The following is a 20,773-nucleotide window of genomic DNA, read 5'->3' on the forward strand; positions in this document are numbered from 1 at the left end:
CAGGATGCGGCTGGTAGCAAGTGATATTGACGGAACGATTCTTGGGCACGACGGAAAGATCAGCGACCGCACCGTCCGGGCCTTCCACGCCTGCCGGGACGCTGGCATCGAGCTCGTTTTTGTCACAGGCCGCCCGCCGCGCTGGCTCCACCCGCTGGAGGAACAGCTTGGCCACACCGGCACGGTCATCTGCTCCAACGGCGCCGTAGTGTGGGACCTTGAAACGGACCGGTTGGTTTCCGCCCGGACACTGGGCATGGACGCGGTGCTGGAACTGCGGCGGATCATCAAGGAACTGCGCCCGGCCGCTCTCTTCGCCGCGGAAACGCTGACCGGATTCCATCTCGAGCCCGGTTTCATAGAGAACGGTTCCAGCGAGCTGCTGGCCGAATTTACCCCCGCCCCGCTGGCCGAAACGCTCGCACCGGACGACGCCGTCGTGAAGTTCCTGGCGATTGTCAGGGATGGCACCGCGGACGACTTCCTGGCAGCCGTGCGGCCCGCCGTCGCCCATCTGGCGTCGGCCACGCACTCCGCGCCCACCGTGGCGATGCTGGAACTGTCCCTCCCCGGCGTCAATAAGGCCGTTACCCTGGCCGAATACGCCAACTCCCTGTCCATTGACGCGGCCGACGTCGTGGCGTTCGGAGACATGCCCAACGACGTCGAAATGCTGCGTTGGGCAGGCCACGGGTACGCCATGGCCAGCGGCCATCCGGACGCGATCAGCGCCGCCGGGCAGCAGGCACCCCACTTTGACGACGACGGCGTGGCCCAGGTTCTCGAGGCCAGGCTCGCGGCGCTGGGCGTAGAGCTGTCCTGATCCCGGCTCCGTACGGTCCGTAGCCGGAATTCACAGCTTCCGCTCACCTTGCGTTCACGTTTGCCGCCTACCGTGGGCTACGGATACACATCCGCGGCTAAAGGGGAAGTCATGGCAAGGAACGGCAACCAACGCGCGGCCGAAGCGCCGCTGCGCCCGGCAGAGCCGGCTGCGCACTGGAAGGCACTGAAAGAGGGCGACCGCGTGCGCGTCCGCCGCGCCCCGGGATACGAAACGAGCGGGTTCGTGGACGCCATCACGTGGGACCACACCGCTGTGTGGGTGGATCTCGACGACGGCCATGGCCGCACGCTGCTGCACTGCAGTGACGGCGTGGAGATTGTGCCGCAGGACGCATAGCCCAGGGCCTCCGGTACGCTCTCAAGCGTGACTGAGCCGTTTTTTGATGCTTCCGGCGGTGCTGCCCGTCCCTCGCATCCCATCGCCATGGCCCACCGCGGATTCTCGCGGGAGGGGCTTGAGAACTCGATGGCCGCCTTCCGGGCCGCGGCCGAGCTTGGCTATGAGTACCTTGAGACGGATGTGCACACCACCTCCGACGGCGTGCTGCTGCTCTTCCACGACGACACCCTGGACAGGGTCACTAACGGCCGTGGCCGGATTTCCGAGCTGACCGCCGCCGAGGTTTCCACCGCGCGGATCGGCGGGCGCGAGCCCGTGCCGCTCTTCGATGACCTGCTGATGGCCTTCCCGGCCGCCCGGCTGAACCTGGACGTCAAAGACTGGAACTCCGTGCAAAGCCTGGCCGCCGGCATCGAACGGCACGCCGCACATGACCGGGTCCTGGTGGCAAGTTTTTCGGACCGCCGACGCCGGGCGGTGCTGAAGCTGCTGAGTCGTCCGGTGGCGTCGTCGGCCGGGATGGTGACGAACGCGCTGTTTGTCCTGTTGGGCCCGGTACTTCCGGCCGCGTGGCTGCGATTTGTGCTGCGGGGTCCCTTGCGGGATGTCCAGGCGCTGCAGGTGCCGGTCCGCTATGGTGCGATCCGAGTGGTGACGCCTGCCTACGTGCGGCGGGCGCACGCCCTGGGCCTGGTGGTCCATGTGTGGACCATCAACCAGCCCGCCGAGATGCACCGGTTGCTTGACCTGGGCGTGGACGGGATCCTGACTGACCGCGCGGATCTGCTGAAGCAGATCCTGCAGGAGCGAGGCGAGTGGCCCGGCAGCTGACCCGGGTTGGAGCGTGCCGTTGTCGAGTGTGCAATTTCGAACGTGCCGTTTTCGAACGTCCCGGCAGCCGCCGAGCCCCCGCGCGGTCTCCGTCAGTCAGCGCCGCCGGGACCGTGGCTGTGATCGGCTGCGGCGGCGAGGCGGCGGAGCCCGTCGGGGTCTAGCGGCGTATTCCATGCCGCCCAATCCTTCGGCTGCACCGAGGGCCGGCCCAGCAGGTAGCCCTGGCCGGCGCTGAAGCCCAACTCGGTGAGGACCATCAGTTCCTCGGTGGTTTCAACACCTTCGGCCACCAGAATACTGCCGATCTGCTCCGCGAAGTCCACCAGGCAAGCGGCCAGGGCGTGCTGGGACGGATCCGTGTCCACGCCGCTGATTACGTTCCTGCCCAGCTTGATGAAGTCGGGCCGCAGATGGAGCATCCGGCTGAGGGCGCCCGCGCCGGGGTGTGAATCATCGATTGCAATACGCAGCCCGCGTTCGCGGAGCGGCGTAATTGCGGAAACGAAATGCGAGTATTCCTCGTCCGGAATTCCGTCCGTCAATTCGAGCACAATGCGGTCTGTTGGCAGCTCGATGTGGTCGAACAATTCGGGCAGCCGGGGATCCAGGCATGACGTGGGGGAGATGTTCAGGGCGACATAGACGTGCGCGGGGAGTTTTGCGGCTGCGGCGGCTGCGGACGCGAGTGCCGAGAATTCCAGGTTGGCGCCCAATCCAACGGCGGCCGCCTCGGCGAACCAGAGTTCCGCGCTGGCGCCGTCGTCGCTGACAAAGCGCGACAACGCCTCTACGCCCACAACGGCCTTGGACTCGAGGCCGTAGATGGGCTGGAACGCGGTCATCAGCATCTGGTTTTCCAGCAGCGCGCTGATCCGCGACAGGCTGCGCAGGGAATCCAGCTGCTCGGCCACCTGTGGCGGCATGGCGCTGGGAGGCTGCGGGAAGCGCGCGGTGTCGGGCGTATCCGCGTCTGTGGTGTCCTGTTGCCGGCGTTCCAGAAGATATTCCAGCAGGGCCCGTTCCGGCATGCCGGGGTTTTCCCCCAAGCGGTTGCTAAGGCGCTGTCGTATTGCCGCGCCGGCAGGATCGGAATCCGCCAAAACCGCCGCAATAACTCCCCAAGCTTGTACCCGAACCGTCATTAGCAACGCCCCCAGTTGACGAAGTAATGGCTCCTTGGCCCCTTTATTTTCAAATTTCCAGTTGCCTTCGGAATGCGCTACTTCTGATTAATGCCGATCTTCCTGGCCTCGAAGAATCGGATACCGCAACTTGATGGTATATCGGGATGATCCAAAAGCGCAGCCCTTAATCGATCAACCTCTATTACTTTCGGAAGAAGTTTCGGCCAGCAGCGCAGGAATCCGTTCGGGCGGGACGGGTTTGCTGAAGAAATAGCCCTGTGCGCTGAGGCACCCGAGGTTCCGGAGGTGCTCGGCCTGTTCCGCCGTTTCCACGCCTTCCCACACGGCTTCGAGCCCGCAGGCGCGCACCAACTGCAGGACTGCAGCCACCAGTGCCGGCTGGCTGGGGTCTGTGCCCAGGCCCTCGATCAGGGACCGGTCCACTTTGACCCGGTCCACGGGGAGCCGGCGCAGGTAGCTGATGGAGGAGTATCCGGTACCGAAGTCGTCGATCTCGATCCCGACCCCCAGCCCGCGCAGCCCGCCCAGGGAATACCGGTCCAGGTCGTTGCCCCTGACGATGGCCGCTTCGGTCAGCTCCAGGACAACCTGCTCGGGACGGACGCCTGTCTCCTTGAGTACGGCGCGGACGTCCTCGATGAACTGCAGGCTCTGCAGATCCGTCGCGGAGATGTTGATCCGGACGGAAAACCGGCTGTCCACCAGGTCGGCATCAATCCAGGTGCGTAGCTGGCCTACGGCTGTGTTGAGCACCCACAGGCCCAGTTCGGAGATCAGGCCGGCATCTTCTGCCAGCGGGATGAACTCGTCCGGCATGATGCGCCCGCGGGTGGGGTGGTCCCAGCGGATCAGGGCTTCCACCCCTTCAATGCGCCCGGTGCCCAGTTCAACCACGGGCTGGTAGTGCAGCACCAGGCCGTTGCCCTTGATGGCGGCCCGGAGATCCTCCAGGAGTTGGCTGCGGAGCCTCCGGATGAGCAGGAGCCCGGGTTCGAAGACGTGGAGCCGGTTCTGGCCCTCGGCTTTGGAGGCGTACATGGCCACATCGGCCTCCATCAGCAGGTCCTCGGCCCTCCGTCCGGCCGCCCCGACGCTGAGTCCTACGCTCGCCCCGCAGCGGACGGTTCGGTCAGGCAGGTCAATGGGTTCCTTGATGGCGGCCAGGATGCGCTGGCCTACGACGGCGGCCTGGTCGGCGCCCGTGGCCGGCATAACGATGGCGAACTCGTCCCCGCCCAGCCGGGCAACCACGTCGCTGGTACGGACGGCGCTGCGGATGCGTTGCGCCACGGTGATCAGGACCTGATCGCCGGCAGTGTGGCCGAGGGTGTCGTTGATGGATTTGAAGGCGTCAAGGTCAAGGAGGAGGATGACGGGCTGGCTGAGGGGATCGCCGTCGTGGTCCTGGGCGGACTTCAGCGCTGACAGAAGCGCTGAGCGGTTCGCGAGGCCGGTGAGGGGATCCTGCATGGCCATCATCTGCATTTCGCGGTGGGCTTCGTGCAGCAGCTGTGTGCGGACCTCAACACGCTGCTCAAGCTCTTCGTAGATGATCTGCAAGTCTTCGGCCAGGAGGTTGGTGCCCATGATGATGGCGTCGAGCTCGTCCCGGGCCGGCGATACTTCTATCCGCGACTGGAGGTCTCCGGAGGCGAGCCTGACGATCCCATCGAGCAGCTGGGAGAGCCTGGGGTCATCGTCAGCGAACATCTGGTGCCTCCTTTCCGGGTTCAGGTTCCGTAGGACGCGTGGTCTCCAAGGCGGAGGTTCACGGTGACAGTGGTGCCAACGCCCAGCTCCGAGGTTACGTCAATGCGGCCGCCGTGGCGTTGGACGATGTCCTGTGTGATGGCGAGCCCAAGTCCGGTGCCCGGAACCGCCCCGGACATCGCGTTCGAGGCGCGGTAGAAGCGGGTGAAGATGTGGGCTATCTCGTCGTTGGAGATCCCTATCCCGCTGTCCGAGACGCTGACCGTCGCCCAGCGGGTGCCGTCTGTATCTGCCCGCGTCAGGCTGACGACATCGATCTGTCCGCCGCCGGGGGTGAACTTGATGGCATTTGAGACCAGATTCGTGAAAACCTGCTGCAGCTGAACCTCATCGGCAAGGATTTCCAGATCCTCCGAGGCGTGGGCCATGACAATGGCGACGTTCTGCACTTTCGCGAGCGGCCTGAGCGCGGCGGTGACGATCTCCAGAGTCCGAGCCAGCCGGACAGGAGTCAGGTGCAGCGGGCTTTGTTCATGCCCGTTGCGGGAAACGCTCAGCATGTCTTCGATCAGCAACCGCAGCCGTTCCGTGTTCCTGACCACGATGTCCAGCATCTGGTGGACCTCGCTGGACACGGGATCGGACGTATTCTCCTGGATCATGTCCAGGTACGCCATGATCGATGTCAGCGGCGTGCGGAGCTCATGGTTGACGGTGGCCAGGAAGTCGGTTTTGGCTTTGTCCAGCTGCTGGAGCTGCTTGACCACCTGCTGCTGGCTGGTGATCAGGTGGCTTTGGATCAGGCCGTGGGCGGTATTGCCGGCCACGTGCTGGATCAGTGCCAGCTCGGCCCGAGACCATTCCCTGGGCGAGTTAAGCAGGGCGATCCAAATAATTCCCAGGGACGAGCTGCCGTCCCCCATCGGGACGGCCACGGATGCGGCGGCGCGCAGTTTCGCGAGTTCGGCCGGCAGTTGGACGTCGCCGGTGCCCAGCGGTGCGAACGCTCCGTCCGCCGTCAGGGCCTCAGCCCGCGACCACAGTACGTCAGCCGTCCTGCGGACCGGGCCTTCGTCCGTGAACAATCCTTCGGGCAGCGGAGCCAGGCCGGGCCGCTGCCACTGGGCGGTGATGGGTGGCACCCTGTCGTCGTCGAATGTGGTCAGCCAGACGCGGTCCGCGCCGAACGTCTCGCCGAACCCCCTGACCACAAAGTCGGCGATCTGTTGCGGATGGTTGGTTCCGCGGACCGCCGCGGATACCTGCCGCAGCCTTTCGCGCAGCGTCTCCGCTTCCTGCCGCGATTCATTCCGGCGGGAGACCAGGTTGATCAGGGCCGTGGCGCGGTGGACGAGTTCCTTGGCAGCAGGCGGCTTGGCGATGGAGTCCCGTACGCCGGCATGCTCCACTGACTTGACCTCTGCCGGACTGTCGAGATCCACGAGGACCAGAACAGGGGCGGTCGCGTCGACGTCGGAGAGTGAACTGTCCAGGATCAGGACGGAGGGCTCGCGCTGGTCCAGAAGCGCCGACAGGCTGGCGGCGTCGTCGGCAGTTTTGACCGTGAAGCCCGCAGCTTCCAGTGCCGCCGTGGTGAATTCCCGGCGCCCGGCGTCGGGGTCCGCAACGACAGCCAGGTATGGCACGGTTGCGAAATGTGGTGTGACCGCTGGCAAACCTGCCCCCTTCGCTCCTGAGTGAGCACCTGCTTGCTCCTGACTGAGTACATTGTAGGGTGACGAAGCACACCTGTTCCTATAAGAATGCGCGGAGGGTAATCGTGACGAGTCAGCCTGCAGAAGCGGCCAAGGCGGACCTGACCCTGGATGAGCGGGGTGTTATCCAGCTGAAGTGGCCGCGGGGTGTGTCAATTACGGAATCCGACGCTGAGGCGGCCATGCAGAAGGTCAATGACCTGTGCGGCACCCGCCGACACCCCATGCTGGTGGATATGGCCGCCACGGCCAAGGTCAGCCGGGGAGCCCGCACGGTTTTTGGCCGCCCCTGCCAGGCCTCGCGCATTGCGCTGCTGGGGGCGTCGCCCGTTGACAGAGTACTTGCCAACTTCATCCTGGGCATCAACAAAGTGCCCTGCCCCACCCGGTTCTTTACGTCCCGAGACGACGCCATGGCCTGGCTGCTGAAGGAGCCAGCGGCCACCGCCTGAACGGACCCGCCCGGCCAAACCGCTGCGAAGTGTTCGGCGTCCTATATTTGTACGATGCCATCCCCAGCGAAACCGGTGCTCGCCGCCTTGCGGAAGTACCTCATCCTGCCCAAACTGATCAGGCTGTCCTGGTCGGCTCCCAAAAACAGGACCGTGGCCTGGGACAGGTACTGGGCCGGAATCGCCCGGACAGGCGCCCGCAGCGACGTGCTGTGGGACTCCGGCACGGACCAGGAGCTGCTGGGCTACCGGGACATCCTGCAGCGGCACTTCGATCCCAGCCTTCCCGTGGTGGATGTGGGGTGCGGGCACGGCGCCTTCAGTCGCGCGCTGACTGCTTTTTCACCGCAGGTGCTGGGCATTGACGTGTCTGCGCACGCGGTGGCCCGTGCCCGGGACGAATCGGCGGGCGTTGAGGGTGTCAGCTACCTGGCCCGTGACATGACCGAGGTGGGGGCGGCTTCCGGGCTTGTGGGATCCACGGATGCCAACGTCTTTGTCCGTGGCGTGCTGCACGTCCTGACCGAGGCCGATCAGGCCGCGCTGATGGAAAATCTGAGGCAGCTCGTGGGCGCCCGCGGCACAGTCTTTTTGGCGGAGACGAACTTCCAGGGCAACCCAGTGGAGTACGTCGCGCATCTGGGTGCGTCGCTGCGGAGCATCCCGGCCCCGCTGGAGCTCGCGATCCGGACACTGCCCATGCCGGGCCACTTCGGACCGCAGGAGCTCGCCCGCGTGATGCCCAGGGACCGGTGGACGCTGGTGGAGGACGGGGCCGCGACCATCGAGACCAACCCGCTGATGGACGCCGGGGGGAACAGCCGCATACCGGGCTACTTTGCGGTGCTCAAGGCCAAGGATCCCGACGCCGGCCGGTAGGGGGCGTCCCGTGCTGTCCGCATGCCGGATTGGGCAAGCGCTTTCCCGAAGTTGGCTGGCATGATGGACGGCATGCGCATTCTCATCGCTCCGGACAAGTTCAAGGGCTCGCTCACCGCCGCGGAGGCCGCCGCCGCCATCGCCGAAGGTGCGCTGCGCGTCTACCCGGACGCCGTCGCCAACCAGTTTCCAATCGCCGACGGCGGTGAAGGAACCCTGGAGGCTGCCGTTTCGGCCGGCTACGAGGAGCGGCTCAACGCCGTCGTGGGTCCCATCCTCGCCCCCGTGGGCGCCGCCTGGGCCATCCGGAAGAACGCCGACGGCGGTGCTACCGCCGTCATCGAGACGGCGCAGGCCTCCGGCCTGGCCGACATGGAGCCCACCCCCGCCAACGCCCTGCGGGCCCACAGCTACGGCTGCGGACAGCTGATCGCCGCGGCCCTCGACGCCGGAGCCACCGAGATTGTGCTGGGCCTGGGCGGATCTGCCATGACCGACGGCGGCAGCGGCGCCCTGCGTGCGCTGGGACTCAAGCCGCTGGACGCCGCCGGCAACGTTGTTCCGCTGGGCGGCGGATCACTCGCCGACGTTGCAGCCCTCGACACCACCGGACTGGATCCGCGGCTGTCCGCCGCCTCGTTCAGGATCGCCGTGGACGTCCAGAACCCCCTCTATGGCGCCACAGGCGCGGCCCACGTCTTCGGGGCCCAGAAGGGCGCCGACGACGAGGCAATGGAACAGCTCGACGCCGGTCTCCGCAACTGGGCGTCTGTACTCCGGGAGGCCACCGGCCGGGACGTCAACATCCCGGGAGCCGGGGCGGCGGGCGGCTTCCCGGCGTCGTTCCTTGCCTTCACCAACGCCCGGCTGGAAGGCGGGTTCGCGCTCGTCGCCGGGCTCACCGGCCTCGCGGGCCAACTGGACAACGCCGACCTGGTGATCACCGGCGAGGGTTCCATGGACTCGCAGTCGCTGACCGGCAAGGCCCCCATCGCGCTCGCCGACGCAGCCCGGGAACGCGGGATCCCGGTGATCGTGGTGGCGGGGCGGATCATGGTGACGCCCGAGGACCTTGCGGCGCACGGCGTGGTAGCCGCCGCGCAGCTGCTGGATGTCGCGGCCAGCCCGGAAGACGCCGTCGCCAACGCGGCAAAATACTTGGCCTGGGCTACCAGCCAGGTTCTGGAAGGCGCCTGAAGCCAGCCCCCGGCGGTAAGCGCCCCCAGTGGCGCCGGCCTTACTGCTTGGGCTGCGGCTGCCTAGGCACGCGCCGCTCAGGCCCCGGTCTCGTAATGCGGCTCGGCGACCGGCTTGGACTCCGGTGAGCCCTTTTCGCGGAGGTAGACGGAGGCGCCCACCAGGACCGCCACGGCGAGGAATTCGCTTTGCCAGTTCTGGAAGGATTCGAACCAGAACCGGCTGGTGGCCAAGTACTGGAACAGGGTTACGGTGGGCTGGCCGTGGGTTTGCTGCTCCTCGTTGTAGGCCGACGTTCCGCCGGCGGCGTGCAGGCTGAACGAGGCAACAAACAGCAGCAGCAGGAGTATGGAGAGGGAGTGTTCATACAGCCTCAGCACCAGGCCGCCGCGTTTCACCGGCCACGGCGTGGCCTGGCTGATGGTGGCATCGCGCGGATCCTGGTCCTGCGGCGCAGCCTTGCCCACGGGCTTGGATTCGGAGGAACCCTTCTGGAAAAGGAACACGGTCAGGATCACGTACATGGCCATCTGCAGGAACTCGGATTCCCAGTTTTCAAACGTTGCCTCCACAAAATTGCCCGAAGACAGGTACTCCAGAACCGTGACTCCTGGCTGCCCGTGGGCCGCCTGCTCCTCGCTGTAAGCGGCAGCTCCGGAGAGGATCATGCCAACAAAAAACGCCAGGAAAAGTCCGGCGTTGGCGAGCAAAAGCCCGTGTTCCTTGGCCCACGTGCGCATATGCACTCCTTCGAATGGATCCCCCGCAGCTTGCTGGCTTGTTGGCCTGGCTATTGTTCGGCTGCGCGTTTATTGAGCCGCAGCGGGACGTAGACCAGCAGCACCAGGAGGACCGCGAGCAGGATTCCGCCGGCGGTCAGGCCGGCGGCGCGGCCGGCCGTCACGTCAAAGACCAAGGCGGCCGTCCCGACACTGAGCATCCCCACACCTGCCAAGGCGATCTTGGTAATGGTGTCCGCGCTGGAGACCAAGGTTTCCTTGAGCCGTTGGCGGAAGAGCCGGCGGTGGACGCTGACGGGAAGCAGGATAAAGGCGGTGGTCAGCGTCGCGATTACCACATTGGCAAGATAGAGGGCCACCTGGAAATCGTCCAGGTCCTCGAAGCGCTGCTGGAACGGCAGTGTCAGGAGAAAGCCGGCCAAGATCTGGACCCCGGTCTGCAGCACCCGGAGTTCCTGGAGCAACTCGGCCCAGTTCCGGTCAAGCTGCTCCTCGCGGGTTTCATTCCGTCCGGTACTGCCGGTGAAGTCCTCCACATCCGACATGTTTCTCCTTGCTCCAGGGCTGGGCGTGTGCTCCAAAACTAGGCTGAAGTTGCGCCAAGGGCAACGTTTGATAAGTTTACTGATTATTTGCCGAATCAAATGATGAGGGCCCGTCCAATTCACATCCACAACAGGAGGAACCATGAGTCAGGACAACCAGCGCACGGAACCGGACGAGGAAGTGGGCGGCTACGGCACGCCGACGCCGGAACAGGAGCTGGGCGGCGCGGAGACCAATGATCCCGGGTTCGAGCCGGGCGAACCGCCCGTCCCGCGCAACGCCGTCGTGCCCTCCGCCGAGGCGGAGATCAACGACGCCAACGCCGATTCGCAGGGCTCTGAACCCTTCTCGTCGGAATCGGGACAGGACGCCGCTGGCCTGCCGGACGGCAGCGGAACCGACCGGCCCAAGGACAAATCACCGAACGACGACGGCGGGGAAAGTTTCGACGCCGGGTAGGCGCTGTTCTGTGTCTGGACTGCGGTTTTTATGTGGCTGGACCACGCCCTGGGGGCCCTCACCGGACGTATCCTAGAAGCAGGTTTTGCAGTGGGCCACGCGTTTCGAACCTAGGCGTGGAACATGGCCGCGGAGACACCGGGGGAGCCGGGCTGGGAATCGCTTCCCGACCCCCAGGATGTGCTGTTCGACAGCACGGATGTTGAAGACTTCCTTGCTGCGGTTACCCGCGAGTTCATGGGTGAGATCGACGGCGATTCCCGCGGGATTAGCTGGGCTGTCACCTTCTTCCGCCCCGGATCGGCCCGAACCGCCGCCGCCGGCACCCCCGCGGCCCGCGCCGCAGACGAAGAACAGTGCTCGTTTGCAGACGGACCCGTGCTTGAGGCCGTGCGCACAGGGGATTTTGTGCACCTGGCCGACGTCGCCCGCGACCGGCGATGGCCGGGCTATGCCAGTGCTGCCGCGGACCACGGCGTCAGGTCGCTGCTGTCAATGCCGATTGCGGCCGCCGCCGCTTGGAGCGCCGCACTGAGCCTCTACGCGTCCACTCCCCACGCCTTCACCAGCGAGGACATCATCAGGACGCGCCGGTATGCGCGGCAAGTGGCCCGGTCGCTGTGGATGGTGGTGCGGGTGGCGGAGCGGGCCGAAGCCGGCGCGCAATTGGCGGTAGCCCAAAGCTCCATGGTGCTTATGGACCTGGCAGTGAGCACCCTCAAATCCGATTATGGACTCGGCCATGAGGCGGCCCTGCAGTACCTCCGGACCGTCGCGCGGCACACCCGCCAGGGGCTTCGTGAGACCGCCTTGAATATTGTGGCTGCCTCGCGCCCGGACCCGGCCGGACGTGGCCAGGAAAACGCCCCATTCCGGGGACTCGCTGGAATTGAAACCTCCTCCCTCAGCGAGGGACCCTACAAAACAGGGAGCACGGCATGAACGTCTGGAAACAGGACATTGCAGCCAAAAACACCGCTGTGGAACCGGCGCCCCACCCGTGGCACCGCCTCGTGGCACTGGGCGATTCCTTTACCGAGGGGATCGGGGATCCCGAGCCGCGCAGCGAGGGTGGTTTGCGCGGCTGGGCGGACCGTGTGGCCGAGGAGCTCAGTGCGAACCAGCCTGATTTCGCCTACGCCAACCTTGCCGTTCGGGGCCTGCTGGTACAGCAGATCCTCGACCACCAGCTTGCCGCGGCGGTCGCCCTGAAACCTGACCTGGTCACGCTCTCCGCCGGCGGTAACGACATTGTTTTCCGGCGCAGCGATCCTGACCGGCTCGCAGAAAAAATCGACGACGGTGTGGCACAACTGGCAAGGTCCGGCGCCACCGTGGTCCTCTTTGCCGGGCCGGACTGGGGTGCGACGCCGGTCTTCAGCCAGATCCGCGGCAAAGTGGCCATCTTCAATGAGAACCTCCACGCGGTGGCGGCCCGCCATGACGCGGTCATGGTCGACCTGTGGTTCCTGCGCGAACTGTCGAACCCGGGCATGTGGGATCCGGACCGGCTGCACTTCTCACCACTGGGGCACCACACCATCGCAGGGGCCGTGCTGAAGGCCCTGGGCGTCCCGCACACGCTGGAGCCCCTGGCGCCCAAGCCGCCGCTGCCCCGCAGCTGGAAGGAAGCCAGGACCGAGGACCTCATCTGGGCACGGGAATACCTGGTTCCGTGGGTGATCCGGCAACTGAAGCACCCCGCAGCAGGGGAGCTGACCGCCAAGCGTCCCGAGCCGCGGCCGGTCTTCGGCAACGGAACCCCGCCCGGGCCATTCATCGGCGGCGGTCACGCGGCCTGACGCAACAACCTGACGCACCTGCGTGCGGGTCAGCGCTTCTTCGGCGCGCGTTTCGCTGCTGCGTTGACGGCTGCCTTGACGGCGGGAGGCAGGCCCGCCTGCTCCGTTTCCGGTTCAGCCACCGAGCCGCGGGCCTTCGCAATGGCTTTCATACCGTGGTAAATCACCAGGGCGGCGGCTGAGCCGAGGGCGATGCCGGTGAACGTCAGTTCCCCGATGGTCCAGGTGTAGTCCGCGATGCCGATGATCAGCGCGACGGCGGCGGTGGTCAGGTTCACGGGGTTGGAGAAGTTCACCTTGTTCTGCACCCAGATCTTGACGCCAAGGATGCCGATCATGCCGTAAAGCATGGTTGCCGCTCCACCCAGCACGCCCGGCGGGACCGTGGCAATGAGTTCGCCGAATTTCGGCGAGAAGCTCAGCACAATGGCGAAGACGCCGGCAACCCAGTACGCCGCCGTCGAATAGACCTTGGTGGCGGCCATAACGCCGATGTTTTCCGCGTAGGTGGTGGTGCCTGATCCGCCGCCCAGGCCGGCCAGGACCGTGGCGGCGCCGTCTGCCATCAGCGCGCGGCCGGAGACGCCGTCGAGGTTCTGGCCGGTCATGGCCGCCACGGACTTCACGTGCCCGATGTTCTCTGCCACGAGGACCAGCACCACGGGGACAAAAAGGCCAAGCACGCCCACATGGAATTCGGGCGTCTGGAACTGCGGCAGGCCGATCCAGGCGGCGGCTTCCATTTTTTCGTAGCTCACTTCGCCGCGCAGCATGGCCACCAGGTAGCCCACCACCACGCCCACGAGGATGCTGAGCCGGCCGACGATTCCGCGGAAAAGAACGCTGACCAGGATGATGGTGGCCAGCGTAATGACGGCGGTGACGGGGGCGGCGTCGAAGTTCATTTTCGCCGCGGGGGCCAGGTTCAGGCCGATCAGTGCCACGATGGCGCCGGTGACGATGGGCGGCATCAGCCGGTTGATCCAGCCCGCGCCGAACTTTTGCACGATCGCGCCGATCAGGGCGAGTGCGACGCCGGCGAGCACCACTCCGCCCAGCGCGCCGGGCACGCCGAACTGCTGTTGGGACGCCATGATGGGCGCGATGAACGCGAAGCTGGAGCCGAGGTAACTGGGAACGCGGCCCTTGGTGATCACCAGGAACAGCAGCGTGCCGATGCCGGAGAAGAAGAGGGTGGTAGCCGGCGGCATGCCGGTGATGATGGGCACCAGGAAGGTGGCTCCGAACATGGCCACGACGTGCTGCATGCCCACCCCGATGGTCAGGGGCCAGGCCAGCCGCTCATCCGGAGCAACCACGTGGCCGGGCTTAATCGATTTGCCGGTGCCGTGGAGCTTCCATTTCATTCCGAGCATGCTCATGGTCGGGGCCTTTCAAGGGGGTTGCCGCTGGGGCTGGGATCTTCCGGTGCAACAATACCGCGCGGCTCCGCTGTGGTGAACGTCACCTGCCGCATTGGGAAGAGGTCCGGCCTGCTTGAAGTTACAACTATGGAAAGCAGACCGCCGGCCCATCATTTGCGATGAGCGGCCCAGCGAAAGGTACGCCATGACTATTGCCCACGAAGAAGCGGTTATCGATTCGGCCGCCGTCGACGCCATTTTTGCCGAGGCCCGCACGGCCAACTCCTTCACCGGTGAGGTGACCGAGGACCAGGCCCGCGCCATCTATGAGCTCACCAAGTTCGGCCCCACAGCTTTCAACTCCCAGCCCCTCCGCGTGACCTACGTCCGCTCGGACGAGGCCCGCGCCACGCTGGTGGACGCCCTGATGCCCGGCAACAAGGCCAAGACCGCCTCCGCGCCGCTGGTTGCCATCCTCAGCTACGACACCGCCTGGGCCGAGCAGTGGGACAACTTCCTCCCCGAATACAACGCTCCGAAGGCCATGTACGACGCCGCCCCGGACCTGGCTGCGTCCACCGGCAACAACAACGCGCATCTGCAGGCCGGCTACTTCATCCTGGCCGTCCGGTCCCTCGGCCTCGCCGCGGGCCCGATGACCGGGGCCGACTTCGGCGCCATCGACGCCGCGTTCTTCCCGGCCGGCGACCAGAAGAGCTTCCTGGTAGTCAACATCGGCCAGGCCGGCGCAGACGCCTGGGGCGCAGCGAAGCCCAAGTTCAGCTACGAGGATGTTGTCCGCACCGTCTAACGCTCTCTCACATAATGCGGCTTTAACACCGACGCTCTCTCACTTTCTTGAGGAAAGTGAGAGAGCGTCGGTCACTTTCTTGAGGAAAGTGAGAGAGCGTCGGTCACTTAAGCGCATCTAGTGAGAGAGCGTTCGTGTTACCTGGCAGGCTAGGCGATGACGCCGTCCACCAGCGCCTTGGCTTCCGCCTGGACCTGCTTGAGGTGCTCCTCGCCCTTGAAGGACTCGGCGTAGATCTTGTAGACGTCCTCGGTTCCGGACGGGCGCGCGGCGAACCAGGCGTTCTCCGTGACCACCTTGAGCCCGCCGATGGACGCGCCGTTGCCGGGCGCCTCGGTCAGCTTGGCGGTGATGGTTTCGCCGGCGAGTTCCGTTGCAGTGACGTCCGACGGCGAGAGCTTGCCGAGTGCCGCCTTCTGCTCCCGCGTTGCTGCTGCATCAATGCGCGCGTAGACGGGGGCGCCGAACTGGTCGGTCAGGCCCTTGTACAGCTGGGACGGTGACTTGCCCGTAACGGCGGTGATCTCGGAGGCCAGCAGCGCCAGCAGGATGCCGTCCTTGTCAGTGGTCCAGACGCTGCCGTCCAGCTTGTTAAAGGAAGCGCCGGCAGATTCCTCGCCGCCGAACGCGCCTTCGCCGGACAGCAGCCCCGGCACAAACCACTTGAAGCCCACGGGGACCTCAACCAGTTTGCGGCCCAGGCTTTCCGCCACCCGGTCGATGATCGAGGACGAAACCAGGGTCTTGCCCACCACCGAGTTGGGGTTCCAGCCGCTGCGGTTGCGGTAGAGGTAATCGATGGCGACGGCGAGGTAGTGGTTCGGGTTCATCAGGCCACCGTCGGGGGTCACGATCCCGTGGCGGTCGGCGTCGGCGTCGTTGCCGGTGGCGACGTCGAACGCGGCTGAACTGCCGCCGTCGGACATCCTGTTGATCAGGGAAGCCATGGCGAACGGCGAGGAGCAGTCCATCCGGATCTTCTCGTCCCAGTCCAGGGTCATGAACGCCCACTGGGGATCCACGGTGGGGTTCACCACGGTCAGGTCCAGGTGGTGGCGCTCGCCGATCTCGCCCCAGTAATCCACTGCAGCCCCGCCCATGGGGTCGGCGCCGATGCGGACACCGGCCTCGCGGATGGCGTCCAGGTTCAACACGGACGGGAGGTCGTCAACGTAGCTGCTGAGGAAGTCGAACTTGCCGGTGCTATCCGCGGCGAGGGCGTCGGAGACGGGGACGCGCTTCACGCCCCGCAGGTCGTTTTCGAGGAGTTCGTTGGCGCGGTTGGCGATCCAGCCCGTGGCGTCGGAATCGGCCGGGCCGCCGTGCGGAGGGTTGTACTTGAAGCCGCCGTCTCCGGGCGGGTTGTGGCTGGGCGTGACCACAATGCCGTCCGCTTCCGGAGTGCCGGGCTGGCGGTTGTTGTTGTATTTGAGGATGGCGTGGCTCAGTGCCGGTGTGGGGGTGTAGCCGTGCCGCGCGTCGATCAGCACGTGTACGCCGTTGGCTGCGAGAACCTCCAGGGCGGAGTTCTGCGCCGGCTCGCTGAGGGCGTGGGTGTCCTTCGCCAGGAAAAGCGGGCCGGTGATGCCCTGCCCGGCGCGGTATTCCACGATTGCCTGCGTGATCGCGACGATATGTTTTTCGTTGAACGACGCCTTGAGGCTCGAGCCGCGGTGCCCGGAAGTGCCGAACGCCACGCGCTGGCCGGGATCACCCAGATCCGGCGTGATGTCGTAATACGCGTCGAGGAGCGCAGTGATGTCAACAAGGTCCTGGGGTTGGGCAACTGTGCCCGCGCGGCTAGCCATGGCACCAGCATGCCAGACGCGGGCGGGAGTCAAAACGCCGGGTCCAAAATCCGGCCCCTATGACGCGGAAAAGTCCCCGCTGGACGCTTGGCAGCAAGTAGTTAAAGCAAGTACTGGCCCCAAAAGTACCTATATACCGGCTCCCCGCGGCGCTGCTACGTTCGGAAAACTGAGGAAAGAATGCCCGACGGCGGGGAGAGCCGCCGTCGGGCTCTGCAGTAAGTGTCTGGCACTGCAGTAAGTCACACACTGCAGTGAGTTGGCATGCGGGAGCCAGGGGGTAGGTCATGGGGACAGGAGACGGCGCGGCCGAGCAGTCGAGGCTGGCTGCAGAACGAGTGCAGCGGCTGAAACGCCAGCTCGATCAGGCCGAGCGTGCCGCGAAGTCGTGGGATGCCGGTGCGGTTGGCGAGCGGCTCGTGGCGGACAGCCTGAGCGGGCTCATTCCGCACGGCTGGTACCTGCTGAACGATGTGCACTGGCCCGGCCGGCCCAAAGCGAACCTTGACCATGTGCTGGTGGGTCCCGGCGGGGTGGTGGTGGTCGATGCCAAGAACTGGACAGGCGAGGTCCGTGTGTCCGCGGGCGTCCTGTGGCAGGGCCGTTTTGCGAGGACGCAGTCCGTGGACGGGGCGTTGGCGCAGTGCGCCGCCGTCGCGTCCGTGCTGGCGCCGCCCCACCGGCGGTTCGTTCGCCCGTTGATCTGCCTCGCCGGGCAGCCGGGCCTCTTCGGCATCACCAATTCCGACGTCGCCGTTGTAGGTGCCGACCGTGTGGTTGGTGCCGTCCTTGCGCTGCCCCCGGTGCTCGACCAGCAGACGGTGGTGGGCCTGTATGCGCAGCTCGGCGAGCAGCTCACGCAGGAATCTGCGGCGGAAAGTCCTGCGGTGAACTCGCTGACCGTAAAACCGCTGACCGTGAAGTCAACGCCCCTGGAGCCGCCGGCGGCTGGGCAGGCAGGGGGCCGGAGCAGGCCCCGGCAGCCCGCCTATGGCACCCGCCGTGGGGCGGGCAGCGGCGGCTCGGGACGCGCCAGGAAGTCGAAGGCGCAGCACCACGCAGCCAGCGGAATGACCCGGTTGATGTTGCTGGCTGCCTTTGTGGTTTTTGCTGTCTACGTGCTGCCGTATTGGGGGCGGTAGGACTGGATGGGGGCGGCTGTAGGCCGGTAAAGCAGGCGGCGGTAGGCTGGGAAGCGAAGACTTCGAATGGGGAAAACCATGACTGACCAGCCAACTCCGCGCCCTGATTCGCAAGGGTCCGGTGCGGGACCCGGCGATTCGCCGGCAGGCTACGAGCCGCCCCAGTTTGTGCCGCCGCAGGGCCCAAGCATTCCGGCGCCGCCGCCGTATGACCAGAACCCGTACGGCCAGAATCAGTTTGGCCAGGACCAGTACAGCCAGAACCAGTACGGCCAGCCAGTCCAGTACAACCAACCCGGCGCCTACAGCCAGCCTGGCAATCCGTACGGCGCGACGTATGGCCAGCCTGCAAGCCCTTACGGCCAGGGTGCCAGCCCTTATGGCCAGCCGGCGTACGGGCAGCCCGCCTACTACGGCATGACCGCCCAGCAGCCAAAGGGCCTGAGCATCGCCAGCATGGTCCTCGGGATTTCCTCGGTCATCCTTGGCTGGTTCATGATTCCGCAGATCGCCGCAATCATCACCGGCCATCTGGCCCTCCGCCGTGAACCCTCCGGCAAGGGCATGTCCATCACCGGGCTGGTCCTGGGCTACCTTTGCCTGCTGGGTTACGGGGCGTTCTGGCTGCTCCTCATCATCGGACTGACGTACAGCTCCACCTACGGCTACTGAGCCCCCGGTCGCAGCTGACCCTGGCTAAGAGACGCCGGGCAGCGGAAAGGCCCCCGTCAGGGGGCCTTTCTTCAGGTGGGCCTGACTCGCAAAAATCAGACTCTCTCGCGCCTGCGCTCAGCGGCCGGATCCTGGGCTTCGTGGGTCCCCCGGCGACGCGGGAAGGCCCAGAAGGTGAAGTCTTGGGCCGTGTAATGCGGCTCCGGACGGTCCGGCGGTGTTTCCTGGCGCGCTTCGGGTTTCCGGTCGGATTCCTTCTTGGCACGCCACCCGAAATCCTCCATCGATGAATAGCACATCACAGACCTCCTCATAATGACTGCCCTTTAATCGTCCTCCGGATCGGCCCCCGAGTCGACGCCCTGGAGCAGTTCAAGCGGCCATCAGAAGCCGAGTTGCGCAGCCACCTGGAGCAGGAGCAGTTCCGATCCCGCCGGGCCTACAAGCTGGATTCCCATCGGGAGGCCATGCGCCGGTTGCCCGCCAGTCCAGTAGACGGGAATCGTGATGGCCGGCAAGCCGCAGACGTTCACCATGGAGGACCACGGCGCGAATTCGCACTGCCTGCGGTAGTCGCCGTCGGCGTCCCCGGGCCATTCCGCGGCCGGCCACGGTTCGTCGCCGTGCGCGGCGCCGGTAAACCAGCCCACTGGGCGGGGCGTCTGCGCCAGGGCCGGCGTCAACATCAGGTCCCAGCTGCCGTACTGCGTGATGGTGTCGCGTTCGAATTGCCGGAGGAACGCCAGGGATTCGTTGAGCTTTGCTACGCTGCGCTGCTGGGCCCGGCGCCTGAAGGTGCGGGTCAGCGGGGCCAAAAGCGCTTCGCGGTGCGGACTGATCCGGGCGGTTCCGACGGCGGCGGTCCACGCTGTGGTGAACGCGTCCGGGTAGCGGTTGTCGTAGCGGATGGCGGCTTCGCTGACGGCGTGCCCGGCGTGCTCCAACATTTCGGTGCCCGCCTGCAACGCAGCCATGGCTTCGGGTTCCGGCGTGAACGGAAAGGTCCTGGACCAGGGGCTGTCCAGGGTCAGGCCGATGCGCATCGGGCGCGGTTCGTGTGCCACAGCGTCGAGATAACTGCTGTCACGGGACGGTGCCAGTGCATCCATCAGCAGTGCCGCGTCGGCTGCGCTGCGGGCAAGGGGCCCCGCTACGACCAGGCGGGCGGGGTCGCCTGAACTTTCGCCGGACGGCACCACGCCGCGGCCGGGTTTGAGTCCCACGAGGCCGCAGGCGGCGGCCGGGATGCGGACGGAACCGCCGCCGTCGGTCCCTGGCGCGAACGGAAGCAGGCCAGCGGCCACCGCGGCAGCGCTGCCCCCGGAGGAGCCGCCCGAACTCCGGCTCGGGGCATGGGGATTGCGCGACGGCGGTGCGATGCGGTTTTCGCTGTACGCCGTCAGTCCAAACTCCGGAACCTGCGTCTTGCCCAGTGAGACCACGCCAGCGGCCTTGAGGACTGCGGCGAGGGCGCCATCGGCGGGCGCCGGTTTGTGGTCAAGTGCAGCGCTTCCGTGGGTGGTCACCACGCCGGCGACGTCGGTCAGGTCCTTGAATGCCACCGGCATGCCGTGCAGAAGCGGCAGGCCGTTCGCGCTGCCTCCGGAGTCCCGCACGGAGTCGTTTCCGGAGTCTTTTCGGAGCTGGACGTACCGGGCATCGGCCGCGGCTGCATCGGCCATCGCCTGATCTGCCGTCACCGTGACAAAGGCGCCCAGCAACGGGTTCTGCGCCGCGATCCGGGCCAGGAAATGGGCTGTGGCCTCCCGCGCTGAGAGCTCTCCGGTGAGGAGCGCATCCCGCAGCTGGACGGCGGTCAGTTCGTGGATGTCAGCGGTGGAACGGGTTGTCTGCGCAGCGGGCAAAGTTCCTCCTCAGGATCATTTTAGAAGCGTAACCTGCACCAGCTTTCGGCAGGCAGGGTGAGGCAGCTGGCGCTAGGCTGGAAGAAGACCCGTGATTCTCCGAAAGAGGACTCCCATGAGCGATTTTGATACCGTGCCCGTCAACGACGTCCCAGCCGACGCCGTGATTCTGGATGTCCGCGAAGACTACGAATGGGTAGCAGGACACGCTGAGGACGCTGTGCACATTCCCCTCGACCAGCTTCCGGCGCGGCTTGACGAACTGGACCCGGACCAGGACGTCTATGTCATCTGCCGCACTGGCGGACGGTCCTTCCGCGCCGCGCAATGGCTCACCGGACAGGGCTATACAGCCATCAATGTGGCCGGCGGAATGGACCAGTGGCTCGAGTCCGGCAAGCCACTCGTGTCCGACAACGGCCTCAAGCCGCTCATCCTGTAGTTCA

The 20,773-nt window shown here is 66.0% G+C and carries 22 protein-coding genes; 13 read left to right on the forward strand and 9 right to left on the reverse strand.

What is annotated here, in order from left to right:
• Positions 1 to 4: 4 nt before the first annotated feature.
• The 3 genes from ASG77_RS16840 (at position 5) to ASG77_RS16850 (ending at position 2,017) form a co-directional block, all read left to right on the forward strand.
• Positions 5 to 823, forward strand: a complete 819-nt coding sequence (locus ASG77_RS16840) for a Cof-type HAD-IIB family hydrolase (protein WP_056347624.1) — start codon at positions 5 to 7, stop codon at positions 821 to 823.
• A 111-nt stretch (positions 824 to 934) separates the two neighbouring features.
• The gene (locus ASG77_RS16845) at positions 935 to 1,183 is read left to right on the forward strand and encodes a hypothetical protein (protein ID WP_056347627.1); all 249 of its coding nucleotides are present in this window, start codon (positions 935 to 937) and stop codon (positions 1,181 to 1,183) included.
• A 27-nt stretch (positions 1,184 to 1,210) separates the two neighbouring features.
• Positions 1,211 to 2,017: a glycerophosphodiester phosphodiesterase gene (locus tag ASG77_RS16850; RefSeq protein ID WP_056347629.1), complete on the forward strand. Its 807-nt coding sequence runs from the start codon at positions 1,211 to 1,213 to the stop codon at positions 2,015 to 2,017.
• Between the two features lie 92 nt (positions 2,018 to 2,109).
• Here the strand turns inward: ASG77_RS16850 and ASG77_RS16855 are convergent, their stop codons facing one another.
• The 3 genes from ASG77_RS16855 to ASG77_RS16865 form a co-directional block, all read right to left on the reverse strand.
• A complete protein-coding gene (locus tag ASG77_RS16855) occupies positions 2,110 to 3,048 on the reverse strand; it encodes an EAL domain-containing protein (protein WP_056347631.1) in 939 nt (312 codons plus the stop codon).
• Between the two features lie 288 nt (positions 3,049 to 3,336).
• Positions 3,337 to 4,875 (reverse strand): putative bifunctional diguanylate cyclase/phosphodiesterase, encoded by a 1,539-nt coding sequence (locus ASG77_RS16860; protein WP_056347634.1) that lies wholly within the window; start codon positions 4,873 to 4,875, stop codon positions 3,337 to 3,339.
• 20 nt (positions 4,876 to 4,895) lie between these two features.
• Positions 4,896 to 6,521: an ATP-binding protein gene (locus tag ASG77_RS16865; protein ID WP_235564619.1), complete on the reverse strand. Its 1,626-nt coding sequence runs from the start codon at positions 6,519 to 6,521 to the stop codon at positions 4,896 to 4,898.
• Positions 6,522 to 6,655: 134 nt separating this feature from the next.
• Here ASG77_RS16865 and ASG77_RS16870 point away from each other — a divergent pair, with 134 nt between their 5' ends.
• The 3 genes from ASG77_RS16870 (at position 6,656) to ASG77_RS16880 (ending at position 9,118) form a co-directional block, all read left to right on the forward strand.
• Entirely contained in the window at positions 6,656 to 7,042 is a 387-nt protein-coding gene (locus tag ASG77_RS16870) for a DUF7793 family protein (protein WP_056347638.1), read from the forward strand.
• 54 nt (positions 7,043 to 7,096) lie between these two features.
• Positions 7,097 to 7,921, forward strand: coding sequence for a class I SAM-dependent methyltransferase (locus ASG77_RS16875; protein ID WP_200950793.1), 825 nt, complete (start codon positions 7,097 to 7,099; stop codon positions 7,919 to 7,921).
• 72 nt (positions 7,922 to 7,993) lie between these two features.
• Complete coding sequence (locus ASG77_RS16880; protein WP_056347966.1) at positions 7,994 to 9,118, forward strand: glycerate kinase; 1,125 nt, start codon at positions 7,994 to 7,996, stop codon at positions 9,116 to 9,118.
• Between the two features lie 77 nt (positions 9,119 to 9,195).
• On the opposite strand, the gene ASG77_RS16885 is transcribed toward ASG77_RS16880, so the two are convergent.
• Positions 9,196 to 9,858 carry a DUF6766 family protein gene (locus ASG77_RS16885; protein ID WP_056347642.1) on the reverse strand — a complete coding sequence of 221 codons (663 nt, stop codon included), beginning with the start codon at positions 9,856 to 9,858 and terminating at the stop codon, positions 9,196 to 9,198.
• 50 nt (positions 9,859 to 9,908) lie between these two features.
• The gene (locus ASG77_RS16890) at positions 9,909 to 10,403 is read right to left on the reverse strand and encodes a DUF6328 family protein (protein ID WP_056347644.1); all 495 of its coding nucleotides are present in this window, start codon (positions 10,401 to 10,403) and stop codon (positions 9,909 to 9,911) included.
• 142 nt (positions 10,404 to 10,545) lie between these two features.
• Between ASG77_RS16890 and ASG77_RS16895 the strand changes: the two genes are divergently transcribed.
• From ASG77_RS16895 to ASG77_RS16905, 3 genes are all read left to right on the forward strand, one after another.
• Positions 10,546 to 10,863 (forward strand): hypothetical protein, encoded by a 318-nt coding sequence (locus ASG77_RS16895; RefSeq protein ID WP_056347646.1) that lies wholly within the window; start codon positions 10,546 to 10,548, stop codon positions 10,861 to 10,863.
• A 123-nt stretch (positions 10,864 to 10,986) separates the two neighbouring features.
• On the forward strand, positions 10,987 to 11,805 hold the full coding sequence (locus ASG77_RS16900) for a GAF domain-containing protein (RefSeq protein WP_056347648.1): 819 nt from the start codon (positions 10,987 to 10,989) through the stop codon (positions 11,803 to 11,805).
• A complete protein-coding gene (locus ASG77_RS16905; RefSeq protein ID WP_056347650.1) occupies positions 11,802 to 12,665 on the forward strand; it encodes an SGNH/GDSL hydrolase family protein in 864 nt (287 codons plus the stop codon). The genes ASG77_RS16900 and ASG77_RS16905 overlap by 4 nt, the downstream gene beginning before the upstream one ends.
• Positions 12,666 to 12,694: 29 nt before the next feature.
• On the opposite strand, the gene ASG77_RS16910 is transcribed toward ASG77_RS16905, so the two are convergent.
• Positions 12,695 to 14,047, reverse strand: a complete 1,353-nt coding sequence (locus tag ASG77_RS16910; protein WP_056347652.1) for a uracil-xanthine permease family protein — start codon at positions 14,045 to 14,047, stop codon at positions 12,695 to 12,697.
• Between the two features lie 187 nt (positions 14,048 to 14,234).
• On the opposite strand from ASG77_RS16910, the gene ASG77_RS16915 reads away from it, so the two are divergent.
• Positions 14,235 to 14,840: a malonic semialdehyde reductase gene (locus ASG77_RS16915; RefSeq protein ID WP_056347654.1), complete on the forward strand. Its 606-nt coding sequence runs from the start codon at positions 14,235 to 14,237 to the stop codon at positions 14,838 to 14,840.
• A gap of 149 nt (positions 14,841 to 14,989) precedes the next feature.
• On the opposite strand, the gene pgm is transcribed toward ASG77_RS16915, so the two are convergent.
• Positions 14,990 to 16,648: a phosphoglucomutase (alpha-D-glucose-1,6-bisphosphate-dependent) gene (gene pgm / locus ASG77_RS16920; RefSeq protein ID WP_056347655.1), complete on the reverse strand. Its 1,659-nt coding sequence runs from the start codon at positions 16,646 to 16,648 to the stop codon at positions 14,990 to 14,992.
• A gap of 287 nt (positions 16,649 to 16,935) precedes the next feature.
• Here pgm and ASG77_RS16925 point away from each other — a divergent pair, with 287 nt between their 5' ends.
• Positions 16,936 to 17,790, forward strand: a complete 855-nt coding sequence (locus ASG77_RS16925; protein ID WP_056347657.1) for a nuclease-related domain-containing protein — start codon at positions 16,936 to 16,938, stop codon at positions 17,788 to 17,790.
• Positions 17,791 to 17,868: 78 nt separating this feature from the next.
• Entirely contained in the window at positions 17,869 to 18,462 is a 594-nt protein-coding gene (locus tag ASG77_RS16930; RefSeq protein WP_056347968.1) for a DUF4190 domain-containing protein, read from the forward strand.
• 95 nt (positions 18,463 to 18,557) lie between these two features.
• On the opposite strand, the gene ASG77_RS16935 is transcribed toward ASG77_RS16930, so the two are convergent.
• Positions 18,558 to 18,761: a hypothetical protein gene (locus tag ASG77_RS16935; protein WP_056347659.1), complete on the reverse strand. Its 204-nt coding sequence runs from the start codon at positions 18,759 to 18,761 to the stop codon at positions 18,558 to 18,560.
• Positions 18,762 to 18,845: 84 nt separating this feature from the next.
• Entirely contained in the window at positions 18,846 to 20,327 is a 1,482-nt protein-coding gene (locus tag ASG77_RS16940; protein WP_056347661.1) for an amidase, read from the reverse strand.
• Positions 20,328 to 20,442: 115 nt separating this feature from the next.
• Between ASG77_RS16940 and ASG77_RS16945 the strand changes: the two genes are divergently transcribed.
• A complete protein-coding gene (locus tag ASG77_RS16945) occupies positions 20,443 to 20,769 on the forward strand; it encodes a rhodanese-like domain-containing protein (RefSeq protein ID WP_056347663.1) in 327 nt (108 codons plus the stop codon).
• Positions 20,770 to 20,773: the final 4 nt, after the last annotated feature.

Origin of the sequence: Arthrobacter sp. Soil762, from assembly GCF_001428335.1 — a bacterium.
Taxonomy (GTDB): Bacteria; Actinomycetota; Actinomycetes; order Actinomycetales; family Micrococcaceae; genus Arthrobacter.

What these genes read in the sequence shown, in the direction of transcription:
- ASG77_RS16890 (WP_056347644.1), bottom strand. Translation starts at nt 10,403, where the DNA reads ATGTCGGATGTGGAGGACTTCACCGGCAGTACCGGACGGAATGAAACC.
- ASG77_RS16860 (WP_056347634.1), bottom strand. Translation starts at nt 4,875, where the DNA reads ATGTTCGCTGACGATGACCCCAGGCTCTCCCAGCTGCTCGATGGGATC.
- ASG77_RS16840 (WP_056347624.1), top strand. Translation starts at nt 5, where the DNA reads ATGCGGCTGGTAGCAAGTGATATTGACGGAACGATTCTTGGGCACGAC.
- ASG77_RS16945 (WP_056347663.1), top strand. Translation starts at nt 20,443, where the DNA reads ATGAGCGATTTTGATACCGTGCCCGTCAACGACGTCCCAGCCGACGCC.
- ASG77_RS16910 (WP_056347652.1), bottom strand. Translation starts at nt 14,047, where the DNA reads ATGAGCATGCTCGGAATGAAATGGAAGCTCCACGGCACCGGCAAATCG.
- ASG77_RS16875 (WP_200950793.1), top strand. Translation starts at nt 7,097, where the DNA reads ATGCCATCCCCAGCGAAACCGGTGCTCGCCGCCTTGCGGAAGTACCTC.
- ASG77_RS16900 (WP_056347648.1), top strand. Translation starts at nt 10,987, where the DNA reads ATGGCCGCGGAGACACCGGGGGAGCCGGGCTGGGAATCGCTTCCCGAC.
- pgm (WP_056347655.1), bottom strand. Translation starts at nt 16,648, where the DNA reads ATGGCTAGCCGCGCGGGCACAGTTGCCCAACCCCAGGACCTTGTTGAC.
- ASG77_RS16855 (WP_056347631.1), bottom strand. Translation starts at nt 3,048, where the DNA reads ATGCCGGAACGGGCCCTGCTGGAATATCTTCTGGAACGCCGGCAACAG.
- ASG77_RS16930 (WP_056347968.1), top strand. Translation starts at nt 17,869, where the DNA reads ATGACTGACCAGCCAACTCCGCGCCCTGATTCGCAAGGGTCCGGTGCG.
- ASG77_RS16880 (WP_056347966.1), top strand. Translation starts at nt 7,994, where the DNA reads ATGCGCATTCTCATCGCTCCGGACAAGTTCAAGGGCTCGCTCACCGCC.
- ASG77_RS16845 (WP_056347627.1), top strand. Translation starts at nt 935, where the DNA reads ATGGCAAGGAACGGCAACCAACGCGCGGCCGAAGCGCCGCTGCGCCCG.
- ASG77_RS16915 (WP_056347654.1), top strand. Translation starts at nt 14,235, where the DNA reads ATGACTATTGCCCACGAAGAAGCGGTTATCGATTCGGCCGCCGTCGAC.
- ASG77_RS16895 (WP_056347646.1), top strand. Translation starts at nt 10,546, where the DNA reads ATGAGTCAGGACAACCAGCGCACGGAACCGGACGAGGAAGTGGGCGGC.
- ASG77_RS16885 (WP_056347642.1), bottom strand. Translation starts at nt 9,858, where the DNA reads ATGCGCACGTGGGCCAAGGAACACGGGCTTTTGCTCGCCAACGCCGGA.
- ASG77_RS16925 (WP_056347657.1), top strand. Translation starts at nt 16,936, where the DNA reads ATGGGGACAGGAGACGGCGCGGCCGAGCAGTCGAGGCTGGCTGCAGAA.
- ASG77_RS16905 (WP_056347650.1), top strand. Translation starts at nt 11,802, where the DNA reads ATGAACGTCTGGAAACAGGACATTGCAGCCAAAAACACCGCTGTGGAA.
- ASG77_RS16935 (WP_056347659.1), bottom strand. Translation starts at nt 18,761, where the DNA reads ATGTGCTATTCATCGATGGAGGATTTCGGGTGGCGTGCCAAGAAGGAA.